Annotated in this window: 14 protein-coding genes, 2 tRNA genes and 1 pseudogene; 13 read left to right on the forward strand and 4 right to left on the reverse strand. The window is 34.1% G+C overall.

The features are described 5' to 3' along the window. Nucleotides 1-8: 8 nt before the first annotated feature. Both tig and AAGD65_RS01385 read right to left on the reverse strand, forming a co-directional pair. Complete coding sequence (gene tig / locus AAGD65_RS01380; protein WP_139686894.1) at nucleotides 9-1,352, reverse strand: trigger factor; 1,344 nt, start codon at nucleotides 1,350-1,352, stop codon at nucleotides 9-11. Between the two features lie 155 nt (nucleotides 1,353-1,507). Next, nucleotides 1,508-1,589 (reverse strand) — tRNA-Leu (locus AAGD65_RS01385). Nucleotides 1,590-1,845: 256 nt separating this feature from the next. Between AAGD65_RS01385 and AAGD65_RS01390 the strand changes: the two genes are divergently transcribed. After that, nucleotides 1,846-2,445 (forward strand): BON domain-containing protein, encoded by a 600-nt coding sequence (locus AAGD65_RS01390; protein WP_264683054.1) that lies wholly within the window; start codon nucleotides 1,846-1,848, stop codon nucleotides 2,443-2,445. Nucleotides 2,446-2,656: 211 nt separating this feature from the next. Here the strand turns inward: AAGD65_RS01390 and AAGD65_RS06950 are convergent. Together AAGD65_RS06950 and prmC are read right to left on the reverse strand one after the other, a co-directional pair. After that, a pseudogene (locus AAGD65_RS06950) lies at nucleotides 2,657-3,080 on the reverse strand (transposase); the annotation flags it as partial. 81 nt (nucleotides 3,081-3,161) lie between these two features. Continuing rightward, nucleotides 3,162-4,013, reverse strand: a complete 852-nt coding sequence (prmC, locus tag AAGD65_RS01400) for a peptide chain release factor N(5)-glutamine methyltransferase (protein ID WP_264374995.1) — start codon at nucleotides 4,011-4,013, stop codon at nucleotides 3,162-3,164. A gap of 442 nt (nucleotides 4,014-4,455) precedes the next feature. Between prmC and rpsL the strand changes: the two genes are divergently transcribed. The 12 genes from rpsL to AAGD65_RS01460 all read left to right on the forward strand — a co-directional run bounded on the left by rpsL (nucleotide 4,456) and on the right by AAGD65_RS01460 (nucleotide 20,361). Next, the gene (gene rpsL / locus AAGD65_RS01405; RefSeq protein WP_010406837.1) at nucleotides 4,456-4,830 is read left to right on the forward strand and encodes a 30S ribosomal protein S12; all 375 of its coding nucleotides are present in this window, start codon (nucleotides 4,456-4,458) and stop codon (nucleotides 4,828-4,830) included. A gap of 5 nt (nucleotides 4,831-4,835) precedes the next feature. Further along, nucleotides 4,836-5,312: a 30S ribosomal protein S7 gene (gene rpsG, locus AAGD65_RS01410; protein ID WP_211908503.1), complete on the forward strand. Its 477-nt coding sequence runs from the start codon at nucleotides 4,836-4,838 to the stop codon at nucleotides 5,310-5,312. A 21-nt stretch (nucleotides 5,313-5,333) separates the two neighbouring features. Further along, on the forward strand, nucleotides 5,334-7,409 hold the full coding sequence (fusA, locus tag AAGD65_RS01415; protein ID WP_341810960.1) for an elongation factor G: 2,076 nt from the start codon (nucleotides 5,334-5,336) through the stop codon (nucleotides 7,407-7,409). 12 nt (nucleotides 7,410-7,421) lie between these two features. Continuing rightward, nucleotides 7,422-8,594, forward strand: a complete 1,173-nt coding sequence (gene tuf / locus AAGD65_RS01420) for an elongation factor Tu (RefSeq protein WP_264683056.1) — start codon at nucleotides 7,422-7,424, stop codon at nucleotides 8,592-8,594. Nucleotides 8,595-8,606: 12 nt separating this feature from the next. Continuing rightward, nucleotides 8,607-8,679 (forward strand) — tRNA-Trp (locus AAGD65_RS01425). A gap of 19 nt (nucleotides 8,680-8,698) precedes the next feature. Then, nucleotides 8,699-8,899, forward strand: coding sequence for a preprotein translocase subunit SecE (secE, locus tag AAGD65_RS01430; protein ID WP_007301991.1), 201 nt, complete (start codon nucleotides 8,699-8,701; stop codon nucleotides 8,897-8,899). Further along, a complete protein-coding gene (gene nusG / locus AAGD65_RS01435; RefSeq protein WP_052264680.1) occupies nucleotides 8,889-9,725 on the forward strand; it encodes a transcription termination/antitermination protein NusG in 837 nt (278 codons plus the stop codon). The genes secE and nusG overlap by 11 nt, the downstream gene beginning before the upstream one ends. 2 nt (nucleotides 9,726-9,727) lie before the next feature. Then, nucleotides 9,728-10,168, forward strand: coding sequence for a 50S ribosomal protein L11 (locus AAGD65_RS01440; protein ID WP_341810961.1), 441 nt, complete (start codon nucleotides 9,728-9,730; stop codon nucleotides 10,166-10,168). A gap of 4 nt (nucleotides 10,169-10,172) precedes the next feature. After that, a complete protein-coding gene (gene rplA, locus AAGD65_RS01445; RefSeq protein ID WP_213864005.1) occupies nucleotides 10,173-10,826 on the forward strand; it encodes a 50S ribosomal protein L1 in 654 nt (217 codons plus the stop codon). Nucleotides 10,827-10,838: 12 nt separating this feature from the next. After that, a complete protein-coding gene (gene rplJ, locus AAGD65_RS01450; RefSeq protein ID WP_007301987.1) occupies nucleotides 10,839-11,357 on the forward strand; it encodes a 50S ribosomal protein L10 in 519 nt (172 codons plus the stop codon). A gap of 24 nt (nucleotides 11,358-11,381) precedes the next feature. Beyond that, on the forward strand, nucleotides 11,382-11,783 hold the full coding sequence (gene rplL / locus AAGD65_RS01455; RefSeq protein WP_007301986.1) for a 50S ribosomal protein L7/L12: 402 nt from the start codon (nucleotides 11,382-11,384) through the stop codon (nucleotides 11,781-11,783). A gap of 58 nt (nucleotides 11,784-11,841) precedes the next feature. Next, nucleotides 11,842-20,361, forward strand: a complete 8,520-nt coding sequence (locus tag AAGD65_RS01460; RefSeq protein WP_341810962.1) for a DNA-directed RNA polymerase subunit beta/beta' — start codon at nucleotides 11,842-11,844, stop codon at nucleotides 20,359-20,361. Nucleotides 20,362-20,371: the final 10 nt, after the last annotated feature.

A 20,371-nucleotide genomic window follows, 5' to 3' on the forward strand; every position in this document is an offset into this window, starting at 1 on the left:
TTTTCCTATCAAATATTATCAAATAATTCCTTTAATTCTTTCACAGAAACAATCTGTTCTTCTTTACTAGCTTTTTCTATCATATAATCTGTCACTTTATACTCAAGCGCTTGCCCTCTAACTAATTCCTGAAATTGTCCGTCTGATTTAAAATGTTTAAATACTCTGTCAAATGATACATCTTTACTGACATATTGATTTACAATAACATTCATAATATCACTTTGAGTTAATGATATTTCATGTTCTTTACTGAACTCCATAAATAGCATTGCAAGCTTTACACGTCTTTCAGCTTCTTTACAAGAATCATCTTTAGCATTCAACTCTCTTTCCACTCTCTGCTGTTCCTGTTTTACTACTTCTATAGGCAAATCAAAACTATAACTAGCATCCAAACAATCAAATAGCTCTTTCTTAATTAAGAGATCTCCCATTTCTTTACACTGATTATCAATTACTTCTTTTACATGATTTATTAGCGAAGAATGATCTTCAAAACCAATTCTCCTAGCTATTTCATTATCACTTTGCAAATCTTCGGCAATCTGAATATCATTAACTCGAACAGAAAAAGCAGCCTCCTGCCCCGCAAGGGAAATTACCTGGTAATCTTCAGGAAATCTCAACTTAAAGCTTTTTGTTTCCCCTTTTTTCATGCCAATTAATTGATCTTCAAAACCATTTATAAATGTTCCAGATCCTAAATTAACAGTAAAATTTTTGCCACTTCCACCTTGAAAGAGCTTATTTCTAATTCGCCCTTCAAAGTCAATTATCAGTTTATCCTCGTTTTTTGCTTGATAAGAAGCATCATCAACAGAGACAAAGTTAGGAAATTTTGTTTTTATAGAATCAATAAATTCTTTTATGTCTCCCTCTTTGATTTTTGCCTTAACTTTCTTCAAATTTATTTTATCAAGATCTATTACTGGCACTTTTGGCATCGATTCAAAAGATAATTTGTACAGAAAGTCGCCTTTTTCATCCTTTTTATCCAGGTTTGGTAATGACATAATATCAACCTTAGGATGGATGTGAGACTTAACTTCGATTTTTTTCATTAAATCACTTGAGCAATAGTCAATCGTATCTTTTATCACATATTCCAAAGCTTCGTTTTTATAATTTGTAACAACAAGATCGTAAGGCATCTTTCCGGATCTAAATCCAGGCAATTTTGCATCCTTCGCTATTTCTTGTAATCTAGAGTTTATCTTTTGTTCTATATAATCACTACTAACTGTGATTTCATACTCATACTTTAGTTTATCTACACTAAGTTCCTTATAGGTATATATATTACTTAATGTATCTGCTTCGACTGCATTTTGAGTTATATTACTAGACATTACAACCTGTTATCAATATTTTATTTATGTTTTAATAAAGCCATTTTACCAGAATTTAAGTTAAATACAATCCTTAAGAACAGGTTCTTATACAAACAAAAGTGTACTTAGTGATTATAAATTTTCTCTTAAAACCTGAGTTACATGACTTTAAGTGCGGATAGAGGGACTTGAACCCCCACGAGCAAGCTCACCAGGACCTAAACCTGGCACGTCTACCAATTTCGCCATATCCGCAAGAACCCTTCATTAACTTATAGATAACCACTTCTGTCATCTTATGCAATTTAAAGATTAGATTTTAGTACCACAGACTGAACTTATAATACTGGTTAACTCCACTATGAATCTAAGCCTGAATTACTTTAACTAACATTATTGAGATAAGTACTGTCTTAGAAATATTCAAGGCTTATTCAATTTATAGTATTTACACAATAAAAAAAGCTTATTAATATTCTTTAATTAAAGCTCTAAACTCTGGAAATTAATAATGAGATTAATAGCAAGCTTCTTACTCGCAATTTTTCTGATTACACAGAGTGGCTGTACGACTCTTGTGAGTGGTATAGTGGTAACAGCAACTGCAGCGGCTACAGCAATAACAATGCAAGATAAATCCTTGGGAAACATTATTGATGATACAACTATAGTAATAAGAATCAATAAGGGACTCTTAAAACATGGACTGTTTTCATCTATAAAAGTTAAAGTGAGTGAAGGAAGAGTATTACTCATTGGAAATGTTGATAATCATGAAAAGCAACTCACAGCAGAGAAAATAGCTTGGCAGCAAAAAGAGATTAAAGAAGTGATAAATGAAATAAGAGTCATACCAATTAAAATGGCTTCTATGCTAGATGTTACTGTAGATGGTATGATAACAGCAGAGATAAGCACGAGGCTTCTGGGAAAAAGAAATATTAAATCAATTAATTATAGCGTTAATACAGTTGATAGAGTCGTTTATTTGATGGGTATAGCTCAAAATAAGGCGGAATTAAAAGCTGTAATAGCAATTGCAAGAAAAGTAAAAGGAGTAAAGCAAGTTGTAAGCTATGTGAGATATAGACATAGCAAATTGCGTCATTGATGAAAATTTACTTGAGTGTTAGTACCATGTAGCTAAGCCATAAAACTCCTTTACAAATTTCGTCAGTTCATTCTTATGGTATGTATAACAATGTTACAAAAAATAATATCATAGAATTCAATAGAATAATTCCTAGAAAATCTCTACATACTAAAAAAAGTAAAATGCTATTTAACACTCCCAAGCTTAAGAATAAATAGCAAACATCTATATCTTGTGCGATATGGCGTTTTATTCCTGAGATTTTTTTACCAGCGTCATAGCCTTTTTCTTCATCAGTGTCTGCGTTCTTTACACTCTGAGTGTCAATTATGCAAAAGCTGATTTTTTCTTTCCAAACATTGTTTTGTCGGACCACACTAACTATTTTTTTTAACATGCACTCCAAAATACTTTTTTTTATTTCCTTTTACTTTTTCACTCCATTTTTGAAATAATCATAACAATTGCACCATTTTGGAAACTCTTTTGGTAGCATCCTCCACTGATAACCACTTTTTAGGGCGTACAACACTCCGCAAAATATATCATACAAATCAAGTTTTCTTGGTTTTGTTTTTTCCACAAGACTCCAGATCTGGTGAAATAATCTCAAACTTCTCTCGACTTATGTCACTTGGGTATACACTCCTCATATATCCTAATTTATACACTCTATTTCTTACTTTATGCCTTTCTTGAGATTATGAACAGGTTCTTAGAAAGCTAGCGTTCTACTAGTCATGTTCTTTATCTTGCTTTACAACAATGCATCTTTTCATTCCAGCCAAGTCGTATACGTATTCCTGAAAAACCAGTCCATATAAGGGTATTATTTTGTCAATATTGCTTTGATCTTCGCCTATTTCCAATATCGCAAACCCATCTTTTTTAAGGCACTTTTTCAATATTGGAAAAATACTCAGGTAACAGCTCAATCCATCGATACCACCATCAAGAGCAATTCTTGGCTCTTTTTGCACTTCAGCTTGCAGATCTTTTAACTTACTTCTTTTAATATATGGAGGATTGCTTATTATGAGATCAAATAAATCTCTGCATTCTGTCCACGAATTTGGAAATATTTTAGCTCTGTTGAGAAGATTATGTTTCTTTGTGTTCTGGCAGGTAATTTTGTATGCTTCCAGGCTTTTTTCAAAACCAACTCCAATAGCATATTCATACTCACTAAGTACGGAGATCAACAAACAGCCTGTGCCTGTGCCAAAATCTGCAATTTTTATTTTTTGCTTCTTATTTTGGTAATATTTTAACACTGTTGAAATTACTGTCTCACTATCTGGTCTTGGATCTAGAACATGTTGGTTAACTATAAAATTTTTACTCCAGAATTCACGATTACCTATTATTTGCGATATTGGATATCTTTCTGCTCTTTTTTTTGTTAATTTCCAGAATAGAAGTTCTTTGTTTCTTGGTACCTGATTGATGTGATTCATGATTGTGAATGATCTTTCTACTCCAAGTACGTACTGCATGATGATTTCACAATCCAAATGTGGTGATTCAATTCTATGTGATGATAGTAGCTTTGACCCTTCTTTAATTAAAGCGCTGATTGTTTTCATTATTCTAAAAACGTGTTCCTTGTATGCAAGAACAGCAAAATTGAGTATAGAATTTTGAACTTAGGGTAGCTGCATTAAATCTAAGTGTCAAGAGTAGGATTGTAAAAATCATCCGGCTTTACTGGTAATTCGGTTAGTTCGGTTGGTATTTTTGCATTAATGTTAGAAGCTCTTGGCTCTATTATAAGCATTATTTTCTGCATATTCTTTGATAGCCATCACAGTATATTACTTGTTCCATATCTATATTAATTCGACCACAGCAAGTGATAATTTCTTAATATTAAAACCAATATGCGCTTTAGCATATAATTATCAGTAGCTTTCAAAGCAATTAGGCTGAGATTATTAGAGTAGTAATGTTTATTTTTATATTGACTATTGAGGTTTATTATTTTATAACTAAGACTTAGTTATTTTTAGAGTTTTAAGTTTACAGTATATGCCTACGATAAATCAATTAATATGTAAAGGTAGATCAGGGTTAACTCGCAAGAAGAAGGTGCCAGCTTTGGGAAAATGCAATCCTCAAAGAAGGGGTGTTTGCACTAAGGTATATACTACAACTCCTAGAAAGCCTAATTCAGCACTACGTAAGGTAGCTAGAGTAAAGATTAGTGGATACGGTGAAGTGACGGCTTATATACCTGGCGAAGGTCATAATTTACAAGAGCATTCCGTTGTTTTAATACGTGGTGGGCGAGTTAAGGATTTGCCGGGTGTACGTTATCACATAATAAGAGGTGCTCTTGATCTACGTGGTGTGCAAAATCGAAAGAAAGCTCGTTCAAAATATGGTGTAAAGAAATCTGGTTAAAATTTATGGCACGTCGTAATAAAGCAAAAAAAAGAACAAGCCCTGACTCTCGTTATGGTAGTGTCTTGCTTATGCGTTTTATTAATATAATTATGAAATGTGGTAAAAAATCTATTGCAGAAAAGATTGCTTATAGTGCTTTGTCCTTAGCTGAAAAGAAAATAGGCAAAGATGCCTTATCAATTTTTGAAACAGCAGTAGAAAATGTTACCCCTTCTATAGAAGTACGCTCTCGGCGTATTGGTGGTGCAACTTATCAAGTCCCTGTTGAAATTCGTCAAGATAGAGCAATTTCTTTGGCATTAAGGTGGATTGCTAGAGCAACTTCTGCTGCTCGAAAAAAGAGCGGTAGAACTACTATTTATTGTTTGCAGTCTGAAATATTAGATGCTTATAATAAATGTGGTGGTGCATTTAAGATGTGTGAAGAAAAGTATAAAATGGCTGAAGCTAATAAGGCATTTTCTCATCTTCGTTTTTAATATTAGCTGATTGATTGTGGTATGGAAGTTTTAATATCTAGGTATAGAAATATAGGAATAATGGCTCATATAGATGCTGGCAAGACCACCACAACAGAGCGTATTTTATTTTATACTGGTAAACAAAATAGGATTGGTGAAGTGCACGATGGTGCAGCTTCTATGGATTGGATGGAGCAAGAGAAGGAGCGTGGCATTACAATTACCTCTGCTGCAACAACATGTTTTTGGAATGATCATAGGATTAATATAATAGATACTCCTGGTCATGTTGATTTCACTATTGAGGTTGAGAGATCTTTGAGGGTTTTGGATGGTGCAGTTGCTGTATTTGATGGAGTTGCTGGAGTTGAGCCTCAGTCTGAGACAGTTTGGCGTCAAGCTGATAAATATACCGTTCCTCGTATCTGCTTTGTTAATAAAATGGATAGAATCGGGGCAAATTTTTATCGATGTGTCGATATGATAAAAACAAAGCTTGGCGCATCACCTTTAGTTATTCAGTTGCCAATAGGAAGTGAGAAAGATTTTAAAGGCATAATCGATCTTATTTCTATGAAAGCTATTATATGGCAAGAAGAAACATTAGGCGCTAAATTTTCTTATGAAGATATTCCTTCTGATTTGCTTGATAAGGCTCAAGAGTATCGAAATCTTTTATTAGATGCTGCAGCTGAAATGGATGATGAGGCGATAAATACTTACTTTGAATCTAACGATCTGCCAATTGATTTATTGAAAAAGTGTGTGAGAAGCGGGACCATTAAAGGAAAATTTGTCCCTGTATTATGTGGGTCAGCTTTTAAAAACAAAGGCGTGCAATCACTTTTAGATGGTATGGTTGATTTTTTACCCTCTCCTATTGATGTTGATGTAATTATTGGAACTGATCCTAAAGATTCAGAAAAGAAAATTGAGATCAAACCTTCAGAAAAAGAGAAATTCGTTGCTCTTGCGTTTAAAGTGATGACGGATAAATTTGTAGGTAGCTTGACGTTTATTCGTATTTATTCCGGTAAGTTAAAATCTAAATCTGCTGTGTTAAATGCTGGAAAGAATGAGACTGAAGGAATTGGTAGAATGTTGCTTATGCATGCAAATAACAGAGAAGATATAAACGAAGCTAAAGTTGGTGATATAGTTGCCTTAGTTGGATTAAAGAAAACAATTACTGGTGATACTTTATGTTCATCTGATTTTCCTATACTATTAGAGCGTATGGAATTTCCTGATCCTGTTATTGAAATTGCTATAGAACCGAAAACCACCTCAGATCAGGAAAAATTAGGTGTTGCTTTGAATAGATTGGTTGCAGAAGATCCTTCTTTAAGGATGTCAGTAAATGCAGAGAGTGGGCAGACTATATTGAAAGGTATGGGTGAGCTGCATCTTGAGATTATTATTGATAGAATGAAGCGCGAGTTTAATGTTGAAGCTAACATTGGTGCGCCTCAAGTTGCATATCGTGAAACTATCACTAAATCTGTTGAAATTGATTACACTCATAAAAAACAATCAGGTGGTGCTGGTCAGTTTGCTAAAGTTAAAATAAAATTCGAACCTCTTGAGCCTGGTTTTGGCTTTCAGTTTGAAAGTAAAATTGTAGGCGGTGCTATTCCAAAAGAGTATATACCTGGAGTGCAAAATGGCTTAGAGTTGATAAAAGAAGGTGGTATAATTTCTGGCTTTCCATTGATTGATTTTAAGGCTACTCTTCTTGATGGTGCTTTTCATGATGTTGATTCTAGTCCTTTGGCTTTTGAACTTGCTGCTAAAGGTGCTTTTAAGGAAATGGCAAATAAAGCTGGTCCAAAAATGCTAGAACCTATAATGAAAGTGGAAATCATTACTCCTGAAGAATATATGGGTGATGTTATGGGTGATATAAATAGTAGAAGAGGCAGTGTTGTTGATATGCTGGATTTAGGTAATAATAGCAAAATAATTACTGCTTCGGTTCCTCTTGCAAATATGTTTGGTTATATAAATGTTTTGCGTTCTATATCTCAGGGAAGAGCTCAGTATAGTATGCATTTTTCTTGTTATGAACAAGTGCCACAATATGTGGTTGATGAGTTAAAGTTAAAGTATAATTAAAGGTTAGTAATTATGACAGCGATAGTAGAAGCATTTGGAAAGCCGCATGTAAACGTGGGAACGATAGGACATGTGGATCATGGGAAGACAACGTTAACAGCGGCGATAACAAAGCATTATGGTAATTTTGTAGCATATGATCAAATAGATAAAGCGCCAGAAGAAAGAAAGAGAGGTATAACAATAGCAACAGCGCATGTTGAATATCAAACAGAAAAGAGACACTATGCACACGTTGATTGCCCTGGACATGCTGATTATGTAAAGAATATGATAGTAGGTGCAGCACAGATGGATGCAGCAATATTGGTAGTGTCAGGGGTTGATGGGCCGATGCCACAAACGAGAGAGCATATATTGCTGGCAAAACAAGTGGGTGTTGGATATATCGTGGTATATATAAACAAAGCTGATGTTGCTGATGCTGATATGATAGATTTGGTGGAAATGGAAGTGAGAGAGTTGCTGAGTAAGTATGGATTTCCAGGTGATGAAGTGCCTATGATAGTTGGGTCTGCGTTAAAAGCATTAGAGGATGATGGTAGTGAGTATGGAAAGAAATCAATAGATAAATTGATGGAGAAGTTAGATGAGTATGTGGCAGTACCTCCAAGGCCTATAGATTTGCCGTTTTTGTTGCCAATAGAAGATGTATTTTCAATATCGGGCCGAGGGACGGTAGTAACAGGAAGAATAGAGAAGGGGGAGATAAAGGCAGGAGATGAGATAGAGATAATAGGTCTGAAAGCGACGCAAAAGACGATATGTACTGGTGTTGAGATGTTTAAGAAGTTGCTAGATAAGGGAAGTGCAGGACTCAATGTAGGAATACTACTAAGAGGAACAAAGAGAGAAGAAGTGGAGAGGGGGCAAGTATTGGCAAAACCAGGGACAATAACCCCGCATAGAAAGTTTAAGGCGGAGGTGTATATATTGAAGAAAGAAGAAGGAGGGAGGCATACACCATTTTTTGGAAATTATCAGCCACAGTTTTATTTAAGGACAACGGATGTAACTGGGAGCATAAAATTGCTAGATGGAAAGGAGATGGTAATGCCAGGGGACAATGTAAGTATAGAAGTGGAGTTGCAAGTACCAATAGCAATGGATAAAGGATTGCGTTTTGCGATAAGAGAAGGTGGTAGAACTGTTGGTTCTGGCGTTGTTTCGGAAATTTTAGAGTAAACTTTGAATTATAGGAGTGTAGCTCAATTGGTAGAGCGCTGGTCTCCAAAACCAGAGGTTGTAGGTTCAATTCCTATCGCTCCTGCATTAATATTATGGTAGAAATGTTAAAAAACCTGTATGTTTTTTTTTGCGATATAAAGCAAGAAATAAGGAGAATTGCTTGGATAAAAAAACAGCAGGTATTGTCATCTTTGTTTATTGTAATAACTGTTATATTATGCTTTTCGATTTTCTTTTGCTTCGTAGATTTTATGTCTCTTTACGTAATTAAGACTTTATTTGGAATTATTTATGGAATATAAGTATAAATGGTATATCATTAAAGTCGATTACGGGTATGAGAAGGATATATGCGAGTTGGCAACCAATACTGTTTACTTTAAGGAGGTGTTTATTCCTTATCAGACAGTATGTGATGTAAAATCTGATATAAAAGAGTTATGTGAAGTATATATATGTATGCATCTGTGTGATGAAAGCAAAAATATTTTGAATCAAATGACTGGGTTTTGTGGTGATGAGTCTGGTCATTTTGAGATGATTTCAGATGATGAAGTAATTTTAAAACGTAAGGAATTTAATAGGTATAAGTGGTACATTTTAAGAGTTGCCTCTAATTATGAAGAGAAAGTGCGCCAATATATATTAGAAAATTCTATGAGATTGAATATTAATAATTATTTTAATAGGGTTTTTATTCCTTGTGAAGAATTAAGTGAGATGGATTTAAAATCTAAAAAAAATGCTAAACGAAGGAAGTCCTTTCCTGGTTATGTCTTTTTATACATGAATTTATGCGATGAGGTATTAAATTTTATTAATAATATACCAAAATCTCTTAAGGTTTATGGATTTTTGAAAAATGGTAATGTTCCAAAGGTGATTGAGGATAATGAGATTCGTTCAATGTGTAGTGCGCTTTACAATGCTCAAGAAACGAAAAAGTTGAGTTATGGTTATGAGAAAGGTGAAAAAGTAAAAATTAATGATGGTCTTTTTCAAAATTTTACTGGTAAGGTAGATATGGTAAATGACGAGAAAAAAATTATTAATGTTGAAGTATCAATCTTAGGTAAGCCAACAATAATAGAGCTTGATTTGGCTCAAGTAGAGAAAATAGAGGATTAATTATGAGTAATATAGTTGCTAAGATTAACTTACTTATGGAAGCTGGGAAAGCAGTTCCAGGACCGAAAATTGCTTCAGTACTTGGCCCGCGTGGTATACCTGTTCCTAAATTTTGTGAAGCTTTTAATAAAGCTACTAGCACTGCTAACGCTAGTTATAAAGTAGGTGATTTAGTAACAGTGAGAATTTCCATAAAGGATGATCGCTCTCATGATTTTACTGTCAGCGGTCCGCCTGTGGCTTATTTGCTTAAGCAGGAAGCTAAATTAAGTAAAGGTTCTGGTAATTCTGGTAAAGAATTAGTGGCTAAATTATCTATGTCTGCTATCATTAAAGTGGCAAAGTGTAAGATGGTTGATATGAAAGTGGATAATGAAGATTCAGCAGTGAAGATGGTTATAGGCACTGCAAAATCTATGGGTATAGAAGTTGTGGAAGGTTAGGTAAATGAGTACATATAATGATAATTCTAAGCAGTGTTTGGAGAAGATTGTTGAGTCTGCTTCAGCAAAATTTAATGAATCAGTTGATATCGCAGTCAATTTAGGTGTAGATTCACGTAAATCTGAAGAGCAGGTGCGTGGTACAGTAGTTTTGCCTAAAGGTATCGGGAAGAATATTAAAGTAGCTGTTTTTGCTCAAGATAAACATTTATTAGAAGCTGAAAAAGCTGGTGCTGATATTACAGGAGGAGAAGATTTAGTTGAAGAGATAAAAAAAGGTAGAAAGTTGAATGTTGATTGGTGCATCACTACTCCTGATTTCATGGCAAAAATCACTCCTATTGCAAAAGTATTGGGTGCTAAAGGGCTGATGCCTAACCCTAAATTTGGTACTGTGACTTCTAACATTGCGGAAGCTACTAAAACCATTAAGTCTGGTCAAATAAAATTCAGGACGGATAAAAATGGGGTTATTCATGGTAAATTAGGAAGTATTAAATTTGATATTGATGATTTGCTGGAAAATTTAAAAGCCTTTCTTAAAGTAATTAGAGACAATAAACCTGCTTCTGTGAAAGGAGTTTACTTTAAAAGCGTTTTTTTAAATTCAACTATGGGTAAAGCTCATAAAATAAACAAAGTAGAAGATATAATTTAAGGGAGCGAAGTTGTGAAGCGTAAAGATAAGGATGAATTTATACAAAACATAATGAATGTGTTTGTAAATAATGATTTCTTAATATTGGTAAATTTCAAGTCTATGAATGTTAGCAATTCATTAATTCTTAGGAATAGTCTAAAATCTGTAATGGGTGGGATGTTAGTAGTTAAAAATACTCTAGCTTGCTTGGCTTTGGAAAGGACTGGTAAATTTTCTTATTTATCAGGTAAATTTTCTGGTTCTGTTGCTATTATATATTCTAGTGCTATAGTAGAAGCTGCAAAGTTAATAGTTGATTTTATTAATGCTAACAAAGAAAAAATGTCTGTGATTTGTGCGGCTCATATAAATGAATTATTAACAGTGGAAGATGTTAACAAATTGGCTAAGCTTCCCTCTCTGGATGAATTGCGTGTTAAAATTATGCGTTTAATATCTTATGATATTCCTGCTCGGTTAGCATTGTCTATTAATTCATCTTCTATGAGGCTTATGAGAGTTTTGGATTACTATAGTTCTAAAAAATAAATTTGTTGTTAAATGGTGGTAAGTATGAATAATGTAACAAGTGATTTGGTTGATAAAATATTATCTTTAAATCTATTAGAAGCTTCTGAACTTGTAAAAGTTCTAGAAGAAAAAATAGGGTTGCCTAGTGGTTCTTTTCTTGGTGGGGCTGTTGGTGCTGGGGTGCCTATTAGTGATAATGCTAATGCTCCTGTTGCTCAAGAAAAAGCTGAATATAAAGTTGTAATCAAAGAGATTGATGCAAGCAAAAAAATAGGAGTGATTAAAGCTATTAGAGAAGTTAATTCTACATTGAATTTAAAAGAAGCGAAAGAATTAGTTGAGTCTTTACCCAAAGATTTGACTGCTAATGTTTCTAAAGACGAAGCAGAAAAAATAAAGCAAAAACTTATTGAAGCAGGAGCAACTAAAGTTGAGCTTGAATAAAATGTTAGTATATTAATTTTATGTTGATATAGCTCTTTTAATTAGTGAAGGTATTTTAATGGTTGATTCTTCTTATATGTGTGCTTCTAGTGCTTTTGTTCCTAGAGTTTCTTATTCCAGGTCGATTGATTTAAAAGATTCTTTGTTGGATTTGGTTAAAGTCCAAAAGGGGTCATATAATTCCTTTACTCCTAATAATGAGAGTAATGAAAGACTTGAAGCTATCTTTCATACAATTTTTCCAATATCTGATCCTTTGCATAGGGCTATCATCGAATTTTTGAATTGTAGGGTAGATGATCTTAAGTATAGTGAATCTGAATGTATAAAACGTGGTATAACTTTTTCTGCTCAGGTTATTGCTTCTATACGTCTTGTTATTATGCAGGATGGTGTTTCTCTTGAAAAATATCAAGAGATTAAAGAAGATGATGATCATTCTAAGCTTGCAACTGTTATAAAATCTGCTGAAGAGCAGGAGGTTCGCTTTTGTGAACTGCCTATGATGACTGATAAAGGTACTTTCATCATCAATGGCGTAGAGAAAGTTATCGTTTCACAAATGCATAGATCTCCTGGAGTGTTTTTTGATAGTGATAAGGGAAAAACTTACAATTCTGGCAAATTGATCTATTCTGCTAGGGTTATTCCTTATAGAGGTTCTTGGCTTGATATTGAGTTTGATGTTAAAGATCATTTGTATTTTCGTATTGATAGAAAGAGAAAGTTGCCAATATCAGTTTTATTAAAGGCTTTGGGCTTATCAAATAATGACATACTTAATAAATTTTATGAAAAAATAGAGTATATAAAACATAAAAGTGGCTGGAGAGTACCTTTTTCCCCTGATAAATTCAAGGGAGTGAGGCTTCCTTTTGATTTAAAGAATGTTGAAGGCAATGTGTTACTTAAAGCTAATGTTCGTATTACTTCAAAATTAGCTAAAAATCTATATGATAACGGATTGAAAGAGTATCTAATTCCTTATGATTCTATATGTGGTTTATTTCTTGCAGAAGATTTAATAGATAGTGCTAGTTCTACAAAAGTCTTATCTGCTGGTGAATCTATAAAATTAGAGGATATAAAAAAGCTTGAATTATTATCTATAGATAAAATATCAGTGTTGAACATAGATAATGTTTCTGTTGGACCTTACATATTAAACACACTTTTCTTAGATGAAAACATGTCTTATGAGAACGCTCTATATGAAATATATAAGGTCTTGCGTCCTGGTGAAGTTCCTGTTTTAAAGATAGTAGAGGAGTTTTTTCGTAATCTTTTCTTCAGTTCGGAATATTATGATTTGTCTAACATTGGTAGATTAAAACTTAACTCTTGCCTTGGGTTAAATTATGAGGAAAATTTAACTACTTTAACACATGAAGACATTATTGAAATTATAAGAAAAATAGTATTGTTACGTGATGGTCAAGGATCTGTAGATGATATTGATCATTTAGCAAATAGAAGAGTCCGTTCAGTTGGAGAGTTTATAGAAAATCAATTTAGAACTGGATTATTAAAATTGGGACGGGCAGTAGTTGATTCTATGTCTACTTCTAGTTTAGATAAAGTCTCTCCATCTGATTTTATAAATCCAAAAGTGTTAACCAATGTCTTAAGAGATTTTTTCAACTCTTCCCAATTATCTCAATTTATGGATCAGACTAATCCATTATCTGAAATAACACATAAAAGAAGGTTGTCAGCGTTAGGTCCTGGTGGTTTAACAAGAGAGAGGGCGGGATTTGAAGTGCGTGATGTTCATCCAACTCATTACGGAAGAATTTGCCCTATTGAAACTCCTGAGGGGCAGAATATAGGCTTAATTAACAGCTTAGCTATATACGCTCGTATTAATAAATATGGGTTTATTGAAAGTCCTTATAGGAAAGTAGTTAATAAGGTTGTTACTGATCAAATTGAGTATCTGTCTGCTATAGATGAAGGTTTATATTATATAGCCGATACCAGCGCAAAGCTTGATGAGAACAACTGCTTTGTTGATAATATGTTATACTGTAGGTATGCTGGTACCTTTGTAATGGTAAATAGTAATCAAGTAAGTTACATTGATTTATCTCCTAAGCAGGTAATATCGGTTGCTGCTTCTTTAATTCCATTTTTAGAAAATGATGATGCTAATAGAGCGTTAATGGGTTCAAATATGCAGCGTCAGGCTGTACCTTTATTGAAGCCTACTGCTCCTTTGGTTGCTACTGGCATGGAATCTTTCGTAGCTTCTGGCTCTGGTGCTGTAGTTTTAGCAAAACGTGGTGGCATAGTTGACAGCTCAGATAGTAACTCTATAGTTATACGTGCTTTTGACAAAGGAGGAATTAACTACTTGGATGTAGATATTTATCATCTAAGAAAATTTCAGCGTTCTAACCATAATACTTGTATTAACCAGAAACCACTGGTGCATGTAGGTGATTGTGTTAAGGAAGGTGATGTGATAGCTGATGGTCCTGCTATTAATAACGGTGAATTGGCACTTGGCCAAAACTTGCTAGTCGCTTTTATGTCTTGGCAAGGTTATAATTTTGAAGACTCAATCATTATTTCTAGTGAAGTTGTTAAAAAAGATCTATTTACTTCTATTCATATAGAAGAATTTGAATGTGTTGTACATGACACTCCTTTAGGGTCGGAAAAAATAACTCGTGCCATACCCGGTGTTAATGAAGAAAATCTTTATCACTTGGATGATAGTGGTATAGTAAAGGTTGGTACAAGAGTTGGTCCAGGTTATATTTTGGTGGGGAAAGTTACACCTAAGCATTCTCTTTCATTGCCTCCTGAGACAAAATTGTTAATGACAATTTTTGGTGAAAAGTCATTTGATTGTGTGGATTCCTCTTTATATACATCTCCAGATATTGAAGGGATAGTGATTGATGTGCAGGTCTTTACACGCAGAGGGGAAGAAGAAAACGAAAGGGCGTTTCTTATTAAACAAAAAGAGGCAAACGACTTTGAGAAAGAACGAGACCATATAATCAATGTTATTAATCAATATTTCTATGATGAATTAAGAAAAATTCTTATTAGTTCTGGCTCTCAAGATCGAGAAAGTATTAATTTTATTGAACGTGAGGGATGGTGGGATATAGGATTGAAAAACCAATCTATTTCTAAGCAAGTTGAGAGCTTAAAAAAAGATTTTGATGAAAAAGTATCACATGCAATAGCAAACTTTAAGCAAAAAATAGAAAAATTGCATGAAGGTTATGATCTGCCTCAAGGTGTGTCGATGTCAGTAAAAGTTTTTATTGCTGTAAAACATAGTTTGCAGCCAGGGGATAAAATGGCTGGTAGACATGGAAATAAAGGTGTGATTTCTCGAGTTGTTCCAGTAGAAGATATGCCTTATTTAGAAGATGGTACTCCTATTGATATTATTCTTAACCCTCTTGGCGTTCCTTCACGAATGAATGTAGGGCAAATATTGGAAACGCATGTAGGTTGGGCTTGTAAAAAATTAGGAGAAAAAGTAGGCAATATTCTTGATGAGATCAATAAAATCAAACGTGCTTTTTGTGAGGCAATTAGATCTCTCAGTGATGATGATTTTGAAAAATTTGCAGCATTATATCTTGATAATAAAAAATTTGAGGATATTAATGATGATGAAATAACGGCTTCTATTTTAGATACGCCTAATAAGGATGAATTAAATAATGAATTGACTACATTAGTAGAGAATTATTTCAACTCTTGTAAAGATGCACACAGTAGTTTACGTCACTTCCTGATTGAGGTTTATAGTTGTGGCAGTAATTTATCTATTTGTAATAACATTCGCGATATTAATGATAATCACCTCATTGAATTTGCGTATAAGTTGCGTGATGGCATTCCTGTTACTGCACCTGTATTTGAAGGTCCAAAAGATGAACAAATAGTAAAGCTATTTGAACTTGCTGGATTGGATAACTCTGGGCAAGTTGTATTATATGATGGTTGCTCGGGTGAGAAGTTTGATCGCAAAGTTACAGTTGGTTACATGTACATGCTTAAGTTGCATCACTTAGTAGATGGTAAAATTCATGCGCGTTCAGTAGGACCTTATAGTTTGGTTACTCAACAACCTCTTGGAGGAAAGTCTCATTTCGGTGGTCAGCGTTTTGGTGAAATGGAATGTTGGGCATTGCAAGCCTACGGTGCTGCTTACACTTTGCAGGAAATGTTAACTGTGAAGTCTGATGACATTAATGGCAGGGTTAAGATTTATGAATCGGTAATAAAAGGTGACAGTAACTTTGAATGTGGAATTCCTGAATCCTTTAATGTCATGATAAAAGAGTTGCGTTCCTTGTGTTTTAATGTGGATTTGAAGCAAAATGACATAGTAATTGAAGATATATCTCACACTAATATCGCACAATCTTTTAATGAGGTTAGCATTTCCATTGCTAGCCCTGAAAGTATTAAACGTATGTCTTATGGAGAGATAACAGATGTTTCAACTGCAAACTACCGTACATTCAAAGTTGAGAAAGGTGGATTATTTTGTCCTAAAATTTTTGGTCCTGTCAATGATGATGAATGTTTATGTGGAAAGTACAAAAAAAGAAGACATAGGGGCCGTATATGCGAAAAATGTGGAGTAGAAGTTACATCTTCTAAAGTAAGAAGAGAAAGAATGGGTCATATAGAGCTTGCATCTCCTGTTGCTCATATATGGTTTTTGAAGTCACTTCCTTCAAGAATTGGAGCATTATTAGATATGTCTCTTAGAGATATCGAAAGTATTTTATATAGTGATAATTATGTTGTAATAGATCCTCTTGTTTCCTCTTTTGAAAAAGGTGAAATTATTAGTGAGAAAGCTTATAATGAAGCTAAAGATAGCTATGGGGTCGATAGCTTTATAGCTATGCAAGGTGTTGAAGCTATAAGAGAATTGCTAATACGCCTTGATTTACATGAAATTAGGAAGAATTTAAGACAGGAGTTAGAGTCTGTTGCTTCTGAAATGAGAAGAAAGAAAATTATAAAGAGATTACGTATTGTTGAAAATTTTATCAAGTCTGGAAACAGACCTGAGTGGATGATACTTACAGCTATACCTATTTTACCACCTGACTTGCGTCCCTTGGTATCGCTTGAAAGTGGTCGACCTGCAGTTTCTGATTTAAATCATCATTATAGAACTATTATTAATAGAAATAATAGATTGAGAAAATTGTTAAGTTTAAATCCTCCTGAGATTATGATTCGTAATGAGAAAAGAATGTTACAAGAGGCAGTTGATTCTCTTTTTGATAATAGTCGTCGTAATGCTCTGGTAAATAAAGCTGGCGCTACTGGATATAAAAAGTCTATTAGCGATATGCTGAAAGGAAAGCAAGGTCGTTTCCGTCAGAATCTTTTAGGAAAAAGGGTAGATTATTCTGGACGTTCTGTAATAGTTGTTGGTCCAACTTTAAAACTAAATCAGTGTGGATTACCGAAAAGAATGGCTCTTGAGTTATTCAAGCCTTTTGTTTACTCAAGGCTTAAAATATATGGAATGGCTCCAACTATTAAATTTGCTAGTAAGTTAATAAGAGCAGAAAAGCCAGAAGTCTGGGATATGCTTGAAGAAGTAATAAAAGAGCATCCTGTTTTGCTAAATAGAGCGCCTACGCTACATAGGCTTGGTATTCAGGCTTTTGAGCCAGTCCTTATTGAAGGTAAAGCAATACAGCTTCATCCACTTGTTTGTACAGCATTTAACGCTGACTTTGATGGTGATCAAATGGCGGTACATGTGCCAATTTCATTGGAAGCTCAACTTGAAGCTAGAGTGTTGATGATGTCAATTAATAACGTTTTAAGTCCTTCTAATGGAAGACCGATTATAGTTCCTAGTAAAGATATAGTGCTTGGTATATACTACCTAACTTTACAGCAACTTAAGGAGGATAATTTACCACTTTTCTGTTCTTTTTGTGAAGTTGAGCATTCCTTAAACAACGGTACTCTACATATTCATTCTCATATAAAGTACAAAATGGAATACATCAATAGCGATGGAAACATTCAGTATAAAACTATTTGTACAACTCCTGGACGTTTAATATTATGGCAGATTTTTCCTAAACATGAGAATCTAAGCTTCGATTTAATAAATCAGGTATTAACAGTTAAGGAAATAACTAGTATTGTTGATTTAGTATATCGTAGCTGCGGTCAAAGTGCTACAGTGGTATTTTCTGATAAATTGATGACACTTGGCTTTGAGTATGCTACATTTTCTGGTACTTCTTTTAGTCGTTGCGATATGGTCATACCTGAAACTAAAGCTACACACGTTGATTATACAAGGGGTGAAATTAAGAAATTTTCTGCACAGTATCAAGACGGACTAATCACTAAAAGTGAGAGGTATAATAAAGTTATAGATGAGTGGTCTAAGTGCACAGATATAATAGCGAATGATATGTTAAAAGCGATATCTGTGTATGATGAAAATAGTAAGTACAATTCAATATATATGATGGTTAGCTCAGGTGCAAGAGGTTCTACTTCCCAGATGAAGCAGTTAGCAGGAATGCGAGGGTTAATGACCAAACCTTCTGGTGAAATTATAGAAACACCTATAATTTCTAATTTTCGCGAAGGATTAAATGTATTTGAATACTTTAATTCTACTCACGGTGCGCGTAAAGGTTTAGCTGATACTGCACTTAAAACTGCAAACTCTGGATACTTAACTCGTCGCTTGGTTGATGTATCTCAAAATTGCATAGTTACAAAACATGACTGTAAAACGAAAAATGGCCTTATTGTAAGAGCTATAGTTGAAGGTAGTACTATAGTTGCATCTCTAGAGAGTGTTGTACTGGGTAGAACAGCTGCAAATGATATATATAACCCAGTAACCAAAGAGTTATTATTAAAAGCAGGGGAATTAATTGATGAAGATAAAGTAAAGCAAATCAACATTGCAGGTCTTGATGCTATAAAAATTAGATCGCCTTTAACTTGTGAAATAAGTCCTGGTGTGTGTTCTTTGTGTTATGGAAGAGACCTTGCAACTGGTAAAATTGTTTCAATAGGTGAAGCAGTTGGTGTTATCGCTGCTCAATCTGTTGGAGAGCCAGGTACTCAGTTAACGATGCGTACTTTCCATATAGGTGGGGTAATGACTAGAGGTATTGAATCCTCAAATATTATAGCTTCTATTAATGCTAGAATAAAACTAAACAATAGTAATATAATTATAGATAAAAACGGAAATAAAATTGTGATAAGCCGTTCCTGTGAAGTCGTTTTAATTGATAGCCTTGGTAGTGAAAAATTGAAGCACAGTGTGCCTTATGGTGCTAAACTTTATGTAAATGAGGGTGAGTTAGTAAAAATTGGTGATAAAGTTGCGGAATGGGATCCGTATACACTACCTATTATTACGGAAAAGAGTGGTACAATATCTTACCAGGATTTAAAAGATGGAATTTCAATCACTGAAGTGATGGATGAATCTACAGGAATATCAAATAGAGTAGTAAAAGATTGGAAATTGCACTCTGGTGTAGCTAATTTACGTCCTCGTATTGCACTGCTTGATGATAATGAAAAAGTAATAACACTTTCAAGTGGTGTGGAAGCATGTTACTTTATACCAGTTGGTGCAGTGCTTAATGTACAGGATGGCCAAAAGGTTCATGCAGGTGATGTTATCACAAGAACGCCGAGAGAGTCAGTTAGAACTCGTGATATTACTGGTGGCTTGCCTAAGGTTATAGAATTATTTGAAGCACGTCGTCCTAAAGAGCATGCTATCGTTAGTGAAATAGATGGCTATGTAACGTTCTCTGAAAAAGACCGTAGAGGAAAACGCAGTGTAGTAATTAAACCTGTAGATGAGCAAGCTTCTCAAGTTGAGTATTTAGTATCAAGAAGTAAGCATGTAATAGTCAATGAAGGTGATTTTGTGCGTAAAGGTGATTTATTGATGGATGGCGATCCTGATCTTCATGATATTCTACGTGTGCTTGGGTTAGAAGCGTTAGCACACTATATGATTTCTGAAATACAGCAAGTTTATAGATTGCAAGGTGTGCGCATAGATAACAAGCATTTAGAAGTGATCTTAAAGCAAATGCTACAAAAAGTAGAAATTACCGATCCTGGTGATACTATGTACTTAATTGGAGAAAATATCGATAGGCTGGAAATTGATAGAGAAAATGATGCTATGAATAACTCTGGAAAACGACCTGCTCATTATCTTCCTATTCTGCAGGGAATTACTAGAGCAAGCCTTGAAACTAATTCCTTTATTTCTGCTGCCTCTTTCCAAGAAACAACAAAAGTACTTACGGAAGCAGCATTTTGCGGAAAGAGTGATCCTTTGAGTGGGTTAAAAGAAAATGTTATAGTAGGAAGGTTAATTCCTGCTGGTACGGGTCTGATTATGAATAAGGTGAAAGCACTTTCGCTTTGTGAAAATATAGATAAATATGAAAAATATTTTGATATTGAGACTTATGACGAAAAATTGCTGAGTGATAATAGTTATCAATTACATTCTGATGAAGAAGAGAGTGTGGTGGCATCGCACTATGATCAGTCAAATTGAATATAGCTAA

Source organism: Wolbachia endosymbiont (group B) of Chesias legatella, from assembly GCF_964026945.1.
GTDB lineage: Bacteria > Pseudomonadota > Alphaproteobacteria > Rickettsiales > Anaplasmataceae > Wolbachia.

Coding starts and splice junctions, on each gene's coding strand:
- AAGD65_RS01460 (WP_341810962.1), top strand. CDS start 11,842: ATGGTTGATTCTTCTTATATGTGTGCTTCTAGTGCTTTTGTTCCTAGA.
- AAGD65_RS01390 (WP_264683054.1), top strand. CDS start 1,846: ATGAGATTAATAGCAAGCTTCTTACTCGCAATTTTTCTGATTACACAG.
- secE (WP_007301991.1), top strand. CDS start 8,699: ATGTTAAAAAACCTGTATGTTTTTTTTTGCGATATAAAGCAAGAAATA.
- rplA (WP_213864005.1), top strand. CDS start 10,173: ATGAGTACATATAATGATAATTCTAAGCAGTGTTTGGAGAAGATTGTT.
- rpsL (WP_010406837.1), top strand. CDS start 4,456: ATGCCTACGATAAATCAATTAATATGTAAAGGTAGATCAGGGTTAACT.
- prmC (WP_264374995.1), bottom strand. CDS start 4,013: ATGAAAACAATCAGCGCTTTAATTAAAGAAGGGTCAAAGCTACTATCA.
- rplL (WP_007301986.1), top strand. CDS start 11,382: ATGAATAATGTAACAAGTGATTTGGTTGATAAAATATTATCTTTAAAT.
- tuf (WP_264683056.1), top strand. CDS start 7,422: ATGACAGCGATAGTAGAAGCATTTGGAAAGCCGCATGTAAACGTGGGA.
- nusG (WP_052264680.1), top strand. CDS start 8,889: ATGGAATATAAGTATAAATGGTATATCATTAAAGTCGATTACGGGTAT.
- rpsG (WP_211908503.1), top strand. CDS start 4,836: ATGGCACGTCGTAATAAAGCAAAAAAAAGAACAAGCCCTGACTCTCGT.
- AAGD65_RS01440 (WP_341810961.1), top strand. CDS start 9,728: ATGAGTAATATAGTTGCTAAGATTAACTTACTTATGGAAGCTGGGAAA.
- fusA (WP_341810960.1), top strand. CDS start 5,334: ATGGAAGTTTTAATATCTAGGTATAGAAATATAGGAATAATGGCTCAT.
- tig (WP_139686894.1), bottom strand. CDS start 1,352: ATGTCTAGTAATATAACTCAAAATGCAGTCGAAGCAGATACATTAAGT.